The sequence below is a fragment of the Paraburkholderia caffeinitolerans genome (genome assembly GCF_902859945.1).
In the GTDB taxonomy this organism is placed as follows: Bacteria; Pseudomonadota; Gammaproteobacteria; order Burkholderiales; family Burkholderiaceae; genus Paraburkholderia; species Paraburkholderia caffeinitolerans.
This window is the reverse complement of sequence record NZ_CADIKL010000042.1, coordinates 67,804-77,361: the sequence shown is the minus strand read 5'-3', so window position 1 is coordinate 77,361 and position 9,558 is coordinate 67,804. Positions and strand designations below refer to the sequence as shown.

Here is a 9,558-nt window from a genome sequence, read left to right as displayed (position 1 = left end):
CTCGTCGATGGCGCCGAACTGGAACATCAGCCTGTTCCACTACCGCAACCAGGGCGCGGATTACAGCTCGATTCTCGTGGGCATCCAGGTGCCGGCGTCCGAGGACGCGGAGTTCCGCCGCTTTCTCGCGACGCTCGGTTACCCGCATTGGGAAGAGACGCAGAATCCGGCTTACCGGTTGTTCCTCGCATAAAGCGCGACGATCATGGCCGTTTCGCTCTCCGACAAGCTCGTCGTCGCCATCTCGTCGCGCGCGCTGTTCGACTTCGAAGAAGAGAACCGCGTCTACGAAACCGGCGAGCTGCGCGACTACGAGGCGCTGCAGCGCGAACGCCTGAACGTGCCAGCACGGCCCGGCGTCGCGTTCGCGCTGATCCAGAAGCTGCTCGCGCTCAACTCATGTGGAAACAGCCGGGCGCACCACGTGGAAGTGGTGATCCTCTCGCGCAGCGACCCCATCAGCGGGCTGCGCGCGTTCAGCTCGTGCCGCGAGCACCAGCTCGACATCCAGCGCGGCGTATTCACGCGCGGGCGCGAGCCGTGGCACTATCTCAAGCCGCTCAACGCGTCGCTGTTTCTCTCGGCGAATTCCGAGGACGTGCGCGGCGCGCTCGATGCCGGATTCCCCGCCGCACGCGTGTTTCCAGAATCGGCGACAATATCGGAACGCCACGCACACGAAATTCGCATCGCGTTCGACGGCGATGCCGTGCTATTTTCCGATGAAGCCGAGCAGATCTTCCAGCGCGAGGGTTTGAGCGCGTTCGTGAGCCACGAGCGCGACAATCGCGAACTGCCGCTCGCGCAAGGGCCGCTCAAGCCGCTGCTCGAAGCGCTCAACCGGCTGCAAAAGCTCGCCGACGCCAATGCGGCCATGCGCATCCGCACCGCGCTCGTGACGGCGCGCTCGGCGCCCGCGCATGAACGCGCGATCCGCACGCTGATGGCCTGGAACATCGAAATCGACGAAGCGATGTTCCTCGGCGGACTCGACAAAGGTCCATTCCTGCGCGAGTTCGAACCGGACTTTTTCTTCGACGACCAGATCCGCCATTGCGAATCGGCCCGCTCGGTCACGGCGACCGGCCACGTGGCAAGCGGCGTGGCCAACCCCGCGAATCCTGTCGATGCAAACCGCACGGCGCGCACGAGCGCGACGAGCGACGCAAAGACCGACGCGTCGAACGACGCACCAACTGAAACCAGCGCATCATGACTCCCGAACAATCCCCGCTCGGCAAGGCCGCAACCTACACCGAGCAGTACGACGCCTCACTGCTGTTTCCGATCCCGCGCGCAGGCGCGCGCGAAACGATCGGCATCGGCGCGCAACTGCCCTTCTTCGGCACCGATATCTGGAACGCCTACGAGCTTTCGTGGCTCAACGCGCGCGGCAAGCCGCAGATCGCGATCGCCACGTTCTTCATTCCCGCCGATTCGCCCAACATCGTCGAATCGAAGTCGTTCAAGCTTTATTTGGGTTCGTTCGCGCAAACGCCGTTCGAATCCGCCGACGTGGTGCGCGACACCATCAAGCGCGATGTGTCCGCGGCGTGCGGCGCGTCGGTTTCCGTGCGGCTCGATCAGCCAGGCGCGTTCGGCAAAATCCCGTTCGAGGAATTCGATGGCCTGTCGCTCGACCGGCTCGATCTGGACACCGAGATCTATCACCCGGACCCGACGCTGCTCAAAGCCGCCCACGACGAGTCGCCCGTGGAGGAAACGCTGATCTCCAATCTGCTGAAGTCGAACTGTCCCGTGACGGGCCAGCCCGACTGGGGCAGCGTGCAGATTCATTACGTAGGGCCGCAGCTCGACCAGGCGGGCCTGCTGCGCTACATCATCTCGTACCGCAACCACACGGGCTTTCATGAGCAATGCGTCGAGCGCATCTTCATGGACATCCTGCGCGAGTGCAAACCGGACCGGCTCGCGGTGTACGCGCGCTACACGCGGCGCGGCGGCCTCGACATCAATCCGTTCCGCACCAACTTCAATATGCCGATGCCGGACAACGCGCGGCTTGCGCGCCAGTAAGCCGCAATAGCGGGAAGTTGATAAAAAAAGCGCCCTTTCGTCCGGCGCGTCCGGCGCTTTTTGCTTGCGTGTCATTTGAGCCGATGGGCTATTGGCTATTGTGACGAAGGCGGGAGTTCGGCGGCGCCCATGCGGCGCGCGATCACCCTCGCGCGCTGGGCGAGATACGGTGAGTTGCGGTGCTCGTCGAAATACTTCGGCTGCGGCAGCATGACCGCCAGCCGTGCTGCCTGCCACGGCGTGAGCTTCGCGGCTGTCGTGCGGTAGTAGTAGCGCGCGGCGGCCTGCGCGCCGTAGACGCCATTGCCCCACTCCACCGAATTCAGATAGATCTCGAAGATGCGCTCCTTGTCGAGCAGCGTCTCCAGCATCCACGTGATGATGAGTTCCTGGCCCTTGCGGATATAGCTCTTCTCGCGCGATAGAAACAGGTTGCGCGCGAGTTGTTGCGTGATCGTCGATCCGCCGCGCACGATGTGGCCGCGCTTCTTGTTGCGCTCCCACGCCTGCAGGATGGCGTCGGTTTCGTAGCCGTTGTTGCTGGCGAAGTTGGCGTCCTCGGACGCGATGATCGCGCGCTTGAGATTGCGCGAGATCTGGTCGTAGGGCACCCACCGATGCTGGATGTCGAGGTCGGGACGGTCGGAGGAAAGGAGCGCCTCGTCGGTACGCATGAAGGCCGTCGATTGCGGATCGGCGAAATTCCAGACGGCGATCTGCGCGAAGTAGAAAAGCTGCATCCCAACCCAGGCGACGCCGAACACCAGCGCGACGTAGGCAAGCCAGCGCAGCAAGCTGGGGGGCTTTGCGCTCAGCGCGGCGACGCTGTGGGCGAACGGCTCGGAGGTTTGTCCATGCAACCCTGCTGCGCGCCCTCCCGAGGCTTCTCTACGCATGGCGGCGCGCGTCAGGCCTGCGCCGCCAGTTGCTTGCGCAGCGTCGCCAACACGGGCGCGCCTTCGGGGCGCACGCCGCGCCACACGAAGAACGATTCGGCGGCCTGCTCGACCAGCATCCCAAGCCCATCCGACGCACGCGCGCCCAGCGATTCGGCGTGACGCATGAATACCGTGGGTTCGGCGCCGTACATCATGTCGTAGGCCAGCGTTCCCGAGCCAAACGCGCGCGCGTCACACTCGGGCAGCGCCGCGTCGAGACTGCCGGCCGTCGCGTTGACGATCACGTCGTAGGGCTTCGAGTCGATCGGGTCGCGAAAGACTGCGTCCGGGCCACCGCCATTGATGAGGCAACCAACCTCGCGCGCCGCGCCTTCGAACTGCTCGACGAGCGCATGCGCCTTTTGCGCGGTGCGATTCACGATGGTGATCTCGCGCGGCAGACGCTCGAGCATCGGCAGCACGACGCCGCGCGCCGCACCGCCCGCGCCGAGCAGCAGAACCCGCGCGCCCTTGAGCGAGACGCCCAGATTCACTTCGATGTCGCGAACGAGGCCGAAACCGTCGGTGTTGTCGCCGAAAATGCCGTCTTCGTCGAAGCGCAGCGTGTTGACGGCGCCCGCCGCCGCTGCGCGCGGCGACAGCCGGTCCGCCAGCGCATGCGCTTCCAGCTTGAAAGGCACAGTCACGTTCAGGCCGCGGCCACCCGCGGCCCGGAACGCTTGCACGTGCTCGACGAAACCATCGAGCGGCGCGAGCAGGCGGTCATACTCGACAGGCTCGCCGGTTGCTGCGGCGAACTGCGCGTGAATGTACGGCGACTTGCTATGCGCGACAGGATTACCGACCACGGCATAGCGGTCGCGGACCTGCCCGGCACTCATGAGCGCGGCTCCGTGGCGTGCAGTTCCGACGACTGCACTTCCTCGCCTTCGGCGACGCTGTCCGCGCCTGTCGAATCCGCAGGCGCTTCGGCCAGCGCCTCGGCTTCGCTTTCGGCGGAAGCGTCGGCGGCTTCGATGAGTTCTTCGTCCTCGGCCGTGTCGTCCTCGGCTTGCTCGCCGCTCGTCACGACCGGCGCGTCGAGCACGCGCAACATGCGCACCGACGCCTCGATCGTCAGCTCGTCGATCGACAGCACTTCCATCATCAGACGCGTGCCGCGCGCGTGCACGCCGAGCGCGGGCACGTGCATGAGCAGCGGCACTTCCTCGAAGCGCACGAGGTCGTCCTTGACGACGGTGGCCGGGAATTCGCGGCGCGCTTCATGGCCGTCTTCGCCGCGCATCTCCTGCTGGAGCCAACGCAGGCACCAGAAGTACTCCATGCGGCGCTGGTGATCGGCATAGGCTGTGTAGGTTTCGTCGAAGCCCTGCACGACGGCGAACAAATCGGCGTCCTTAGGCTTGAACGGCGCGACCAGCTTCGCGGCCACGCCATGCTCGACACATGCAAGCAGTTGCCACTGGTTCACGAGGTCGACATAGCGGCGCAGCGGCGAGGTGCTCCACGCGTACTGTGCGACGCCCAAGCCTTCGTGCGGCGCGGCGTTGGTCTGCATGCGCGTGCGCTTGGGGCCCATGGGCGCACCAAACGCGCGCTGCGAGCGATAGATGCCCGGCACACCGTGATCGTGCAGGAACGCACCCCACGTGGAGTTGGCGAGAATCGCCAGTTCCGCGACGATCAGATCGAGCGGCGAGCCGCGGCGGCGCGGCGAGATGGTGACGTGCTCGCCGTCGACGTAGAAGTTGAAGTCGGTGTTGCGCTGGACTTCGCGGCGCAGGCCGTAGCCCGCGCGCGCCTGCTGGCGCTTCTCGAACAGCGCCTGCGCGAACGGCCACAGCACGGCAATGTCTTCTTTGTGCGGATAGTCGCCCGTGCCCGCCGCCAGCGTTTCTTCGGTCACGACCTCGTCGAGCGTGTTGTGGCGCAGGTTGTTCTTCACGAACACGCGCTCGGCGCGCGTCTCCGTAGCGACGATCTCCTGCGTCTCGCGGTTCACGATGCAGTAGAGCGACAGCGCCGGGCGCATGCCGCCCTCCTTCAGCGTGAAGGCATCGACGAAATCGTCAGGCAGCATGGTGATCTTGTCGCCTGGCATGTACACCGTCGACAGGCGCGTGCGCGCAACCGTGTCGGCGGTATCGCCGCGCTTGATGCCCAGCGCGGGCGCCGCGATGTGGATGCCGATGCGCACGCGGCCATCGGCGAGATGCTCGATCGAGAAGGCATCGTCGATTTCGGTCGTGGTGACATCGTCGATCGAGAACGCCTGCACGTATTCGGCCGCATCGGGCAGATCGTCGGGCAGCGCGCCCACCTCCACGCCCGGGAAACCCGTGCCGTGCGGGAAGAACTCGGCGAGAAAGCGCGCCTCGTGCAGCGCGCGCGGCGAGGCAATGCCGCCGCATTCGAGCATCAGGCGCGGCATCGAAATGCCGCGTGCAGCAGCGGCCGCTTCGAGCGCTTTGTATTCGATCGAATTTTTGTCGGGCTTCGTGAGCAGACCCAGCGCCTTGTCCTTGAGCGCCTCGGGCAGCCTGCCCGCCTTGAGGTCGTCTTCGTAGCCGGCCTGCACGAGCGCCTGCTGACGCTTGCGCTCGAGCGACGCGAGCGCCATCTTCAGTTGCTCTTCGGGCGCGCGTTGATACTGACCACGGCCCTTGCGGCGGAAGTACACGGGCGAGCCGTGCAGACGCAGCACGAGCGCGGCGCGCTCGACCGGACCATAGGTTTCGCCGAAGTACTCGGCGGCCAGCGTCGTATAGGCGAATTCCTCGGCGGGCGCGCATTCCCACAGAAAATCGAGATCGATGTCCTGTGCGGCGGCGTCCGCCTGCTCCAACAGTTCGCCGGCGGCGGGCTTCTCGAATTCGATCAGCACATCTTTCGCGCGCACCTTGGCGCGCCGCCCACCCGGCAACTCGACCTGAAACGCGTCGCCCTGGCGCGACAGCACGCTGCCCGCCTTGAAACTGCCCGATTCCTCAAAGAAGACGTTCACTCAACACTCTCGTTCAAACTTGCCGGACCGCGGGCGCGGCGCGCCCTGGCGGTGCCGCTGTATACATATAGGCGTTCGCGCGCGCGGCGCGAACGAAAGCGACGCATCAAGGCGCGTCGCAAAACTGGATCACGTCGTCGACGTAATCCGCGAACTCACTGATGCCGTGGTCGCTGCCTTCGATCAGGCGCGTTTTAGCGCCCGGATAATGGGCGAGCATCTCGCGGTAATCGAGCACCTCGTCGCCGGTTGCCGCGATCAGATAGTAGCGCTGAGGCTCGGTCACCGCGGCAACGGCCAGCGCTCGCAACTCTTCCAGATGGCGCGGCTCCACCACGATGCTGCCGCCGCCATGCCAGAGCGGCTGCTCGCCCAGGTACTTCGACAGGTCGCGGTCCGGCACCACGGCCGGATTGAGCAGCACCGCACGCCACCCATGCTTTTCGGCCAGATGCGTGGCGAAGAAACCGCCCAGCGAGCTGCCGATCAGCGTAATGCGCTCGCCGGTTTGCGCGCGCGCCGCGATCTCGCGCTCGATGAGCGTCACGGTCTCAAGCGGCGAAACCGGCAGCGTCGGGCACAGCCACTCGTTACCGCGCCCAATCGCTTCGAGGCGCGCGTCCAGCAAGCGCGCCTTGAACGATTGCGGCGACGAGCGAAACCCGTGCAGATAGACGATCACGCCGCGCTCCGCGCCGAGAGCGCATCGAGGAGCTTCTGATGCACGCCGCCAAACCCGCCGTTGCTCATCACGAGCACCTGGTCGCCAGGACGGGCGGCCGACACCACGGCCTTCACGAGCGCGTCGAGATCGTGATAGGCGTGGGCCTTCTCGCCCAGCGGCGCGAGCGCCCCCGCGAGATCCCAGCCGAGCGCGTCCTTGCCGCTCGGCGCGCCGTAGCCGAACACGAGGTCGGCGTCGGCGAGGCTGCCGGGCAGTTGCGCCTTCATCACGCCGAGCTTCATCGTATTCGAGCGCGGCTCGAGCACAGCGAGAATGCGCGTGCGCTTCTCACCTTCCCCGTTGCCCACACGCGTGCGCAACCCGGCGATCGTTGTTTCAATCGCAGTGGGATGGTGCGCGAAATCGTCATAAACCGTTATTCCGTCTACGCTGCCGCGCACTTCCATGCGGCGCTTGACGTTGCGGAAGGTCGACAGCGAGGCCGCGGCCTGCGCGGGCGGCACGCCCACGCTGCGCGCGGCGGCGATGGCCGCGAGTGCGTTCATGCGGTTGTGCTCGCCCTGGATCTGCCAGTCGACCACGCCCGCGCGCTCGCTGTTGTGATAGACCGCGAAGCGCTCATCGAGCGGTGTCCCGTCTTCAGCGGGCAGCGCCTGCCAGCCGCCCTGCACGCCGAAGCGCTCGACGTCGCTCCATACGCCGCGCGCCAGCACACGTTCGAGCGCGTCTTCGCGCCCGTTCGAGACGACCCGGCCCACGCCCGGAATGGTGCGCACGAGATGGTGGAACTGCGTTTCGATGGCGCCCAGATCGGGGAAGATGTCGGCGTGATCGAATTCGAGGTTGTTCAGCACTGCGGTGCGCGGACGGTAATGGACGAACTTCGAGCGCTTGTCGAAGAACGCCGTGTCGTACTCGTCGGCTTCGATCACGAAGAAGCTCGAATCGGTCAGGCGCGCCGAGATGCCGAAGTTCAGCGGCACGCCGCCGATCAGGAAGCCAGGATTCAGGCCGGCGTCTTCGAGCAGCCACGCGAGCATCGAACTCGTGGTGGTCTTGCCGTGCGTGCCCGCCACGGCGAGTACCCACTTGTCGCGCAGCACATGCTCGCCGAGCCACTGCGGCCCCGAGGTGTACGGCAGGCCGCGATTGAGGATTTCCTCCATCAGCGGATTGCCGCGCGAAACCACGTTGCCGATCACATAGAGATCGGGATTGAGTTCGGTCTGGCTTGCGTCGTAACCCTCGATCAGGCGAATACCCTGTGCTTCGAGCTGGGTGCTCATCGGCGGGTACACACCTGCGTCGCAGCCGGTCACCGTGTGGCCCGCGCTGCGCGCCAGCACGGCGAGACCGCCCATGAACGTGCCGCAGATGCCGAGGATATGGATGTGCATAAGCCTGTCGCGCCGCGCGGGCGTCGTGAAAGTGGGTTAAAGCGGGGTCAAGCGGTTATCGGGATGGGCAACGCAGAACGGCGGCGCCAGGCCGCCGGAGCAAAGATCGGTATTGTACCCGACGCCCTGCGGCTTTTTCGCCGCCACGGCCCGGATCGCCGGCGCGCCCGGGCTTGGGGCCGAACAGGACGCCAGACGATCTCTAGTATGATGGGCATATGGTTCGCAGATCACATTTCGATCCCCAGCGCGTGCGCGAGGAAATCGCCATCGCGGCAGCAAGGATGATTGCCGAGGACGGCCTCGACTACGCCACCGCCAAACGCAAGGCCGCGCGGCAGGTTGCGGGGGACGCGCGTATCGAAGGCGCCTGGCTGCCCGACAACGACCAGATCGAAGACGAGATCCGCGAATATCAGGCCCTCTTTCAGGGCGAGCACCAGCCCGCGATACTGCGGCGCCTGCGCGAGATCGCGCTCGAGTGGATGCGGCGGCTCGAACCGTTCAATCCGTTCCTCACCGGCGCGGTGCTCAACGGCACCGCCGGCGAGCACTCGGATATCCATCTGCAGATTTTTTGCGATAACGCGAAAGATGTCGCAATCTGGCTTCTGAACGCAAATGTGCAGTACGACGTCTCGGAAACGCGCCATTTCGCCGCGCGCGGCTATGTGGAAACGTTCAGTTTCATGTGGCAGCCGTCGCGAAACGAGGAGCCAGTGGGCATCCACATTGCGTTCTACAATACCGACGACCTGCGCGGCGCGGTGCGCGCCGACGCACGCGGGCGTCTGCCGCGCGCGAACGCGCAGGCGCTCCAGGCGCTGATCAACGAAAGCGGCGCCACCTCTTCCACCACCTGACTCATATAGATCAAGCGCAGCAATGAACATGAAGCGGATTCTGGCCGGCGTCGCAGTGGCGGCGGTGGCAGCCGGCGGCGGCATTCTGGCGGGACATTATGCAAACAGCGGCAACACCGGCGTAGCCGACGCGGCATCGGTCGCGGGCAAGCAGGATGCGGTCGGCCAGTTGTGGACTGCTGCCGTGACCACTCCCGACGGCAAACCCCAATCGCTCTCCATGTATAAGGGCCGCACGATCGTGGTCAACTTCTGGGCGTCGTGGTGCGGGCCTTGCGTCGAGGAGATGCCCGAGCTCTCCGCGCTGCAGCGCGAGTACGCGAAGAAAGGCATCCAGTTCGTCGGCGTCGGCGTCGATTCCGCCGCGAACATCCAGAACTTCCTCAAGAAAGTGCCGGTCGACTACCCGATCTACATCGCCGGATTCGGCGGCGCCGACGTGGCGCGCGCGTTCGGCAATGCCGCAGGCGGCTTGCCTTACACGGTCGTAATCGACGCGAACGGCACGGTACGTGCGACAAAACTAGGTCAAATCAAGATGGACGAGCTGCGCCACACGCTTGATACACTCTGACGCGCCCCAAATGCCGCGGAACAATTGACCGGGGCTTAAAGGGCGTACAGCACTTTTTGCCGTGGAATTCAGGGAAATTAACGGGAGATCAGCCCGCGC

General features: G+C 65.3%; 8 protein-coding genes and 2 pseudogenes. 5 read left to right on the top strand and 5 right to left on the bottom strand.

Annotated elements, in window-relative coordinates:
- From HV773_RS29790 to queF, 3 genes and pseudogenes are all read left to right on the top strand, one after another.
- Nucleotides 1–193, top strand: a pseudogene (locus HV773_RS29790) (threonine ammonia-lyase, biosynthetic); the annotation flags it as partial.
- Between the two features lie 12 nt (nt 194–205).
- A pseudogene (locus HV773_RS29785) lies at nt 206–1,111 on the top strand (5'-nucleotidase); the annotation flags it as partial.
- Between the two features lie 101 nt (nt 1,112–1,212).
- A complete protein-coding gene (gene queF, locus HV773_RS29780; RefSeq protein ID WP_129562840.1) occupies nt 1,213–2,037 on the top strand; it encodes an NADPH-dependent 7-cyano-7-deazaguanine reductase QueF in 825 nt (274 codons plus the stop codon).
- Between the two features lie 95 nt (nt 2,038–2,132).
- On the opposite strand, the gene mtgA is transcribed toward queF, so the two are convergent.
- The 5 genes from mtgA to mpl form a co-directional block, all read right to left on the bottom strand.
- A complete protein-coding gene (mtgA, locus tag HV773_RS29775) occupies nt 2,133–2,933 on the bottom strand; it encodes a monofunctional biosynthetic peptidoglycan transglycosylase (RefSeq protein ID WP_129562841.1) in 801 nt (266 codons plus the stop codon).
- 11 nt (nt 2,934–2,944) lie between these two features.
- Nucleotides 2,945–3,817: a shikimate dehydrogenase gene (gene aroE / locus HV773_RS29770; RefSeq protein ID WP_129562842.1), complete on the bottom strand. Its 873-nt coding sequence runs from the start codon at nt 3,815–3,817 to the stop codon at nt 2,945–2,947.
- The gene (locus HV773_RS29765; protein ID WP_129562843.1) at nt 3,814–5,940 is read right to left on the bottom strand and encodes a ribonuclease catalytic domain-containing protein; all 2,127 of its coding nucleotides are present in this window, start codon (nt 5,938–5,940) and stop codon (nt 3,814–3,816) included. The genes aroE and HV773_RS29765 overlap by 4 nt, the downstream gene beginning before the upstream one ends.
- Before the next feature lie 106 nt (nt 5,941–6,046).
- Nucleotides 6,047–6,622 (bottom strand): YqiA/YcfP family alpha/beta fold hydrolase, encoded by a 576-nt coding sequence (locus HV773_RS29760; RefSeq protein ID WP_129562844.1) that lies wholly within the window; start codon nt 6,620–6,622, stop codon nt 6,047–6,049.
- Nucleotides 6,619–8,022, bottom strand: coding sequence for a UDP-N-acetylmuramate:L-alanyl-gamma-D-glutamyl-meso-diaminopimelate ligase (gene mpl, locus HV773_RS29755; protein WP_129562845.1), 1,404 nt, complete (start codon nt 8,020–8,022; stop codon nt 6,619–6,621). The genes HV773_RS29760 and mpl overlap by 4 nt, the downstream gene beginning before the upstream one ends.
- A 218-nt stretch (nt 8,023–8,240) precedes the next feature.
- Between mpl and HV773_RS29750 the strand changes: the two genes are divergently transcribed.
- Both HV773_RS29750 and HV773_RS29745 read left to right on the top strand, forming a co-directional pair.
- The gene (locus HV773_RS29750) at nt 8,241–8,885 is read left to right on the top strand and encodes a UDP-N-acetylmuramate--alanine ligase (protein ID WP_129562846.1); all 645 of its coding nucleotides are present in this window, start codon (nt 8,241–8,243) and stop codon (nt 8,883–8,885) included.
- A 22-nt stretch (nt 8,886–8,907) separates the two neighbouring features.
- Nucleotides 8,908–9,459: a TlpA family protein disulfide reductase gene (locus tag HV773_RS29745; protein ID WP_227875321.1), complete on the top strand. Its 552-nt coding sequence runs from the start codon at nt 8,908–8,910 to the stop codon at nt 9,457–9,459.
- The last annotated feature ends 99 nt before the right edge of the window (nt 9,460–9,558 follow it).

Bases quoted from the DNA above. Each gene is read 5' to 3' on its own strand.
- queF (WP_129562840.1), top strand. From the start codon at position 1,213: ATGACTCCCGAACAATCCCCGCTCGGCAAGGCCGCAACCTACACCGAG.
- mtgA (WP_129562841.1), bottom strand. From the start codon at position 2,933: ATGCGTAGAGAAGCCTCGGGAGGGCGCGCAGCAGGGTTGCATGGACAA.
- aroE (WP_129562842.1), bottom strand. From the start codon at position 3,817: ATGAGTGCCGGGCAGGTCCGCGACCGCTATGCCGTGGTCGGTAATCCT.
- mpl (WP_129562845.1), bottom strand. From the start codon at position 8,022: ATGCACATCCATATCCTCGGCATCTGCGGCACGTTCATGGGCGGTCTC.
- HV773_RS29750 (WP_129562846.1), top strand. From the start codon at position 8,241: ATGGTTCGCAGATCACATTTCGATCCCCAGCGCGTGCGCGAGGAAATC.
- HV773_RS29745 (WP_227875321.1), top strand. From the start codon at position 8,908: ATGAACATGAAGCGGATTCTGGCCGGCGTCGCAGTGGCGGCGGTGGCA.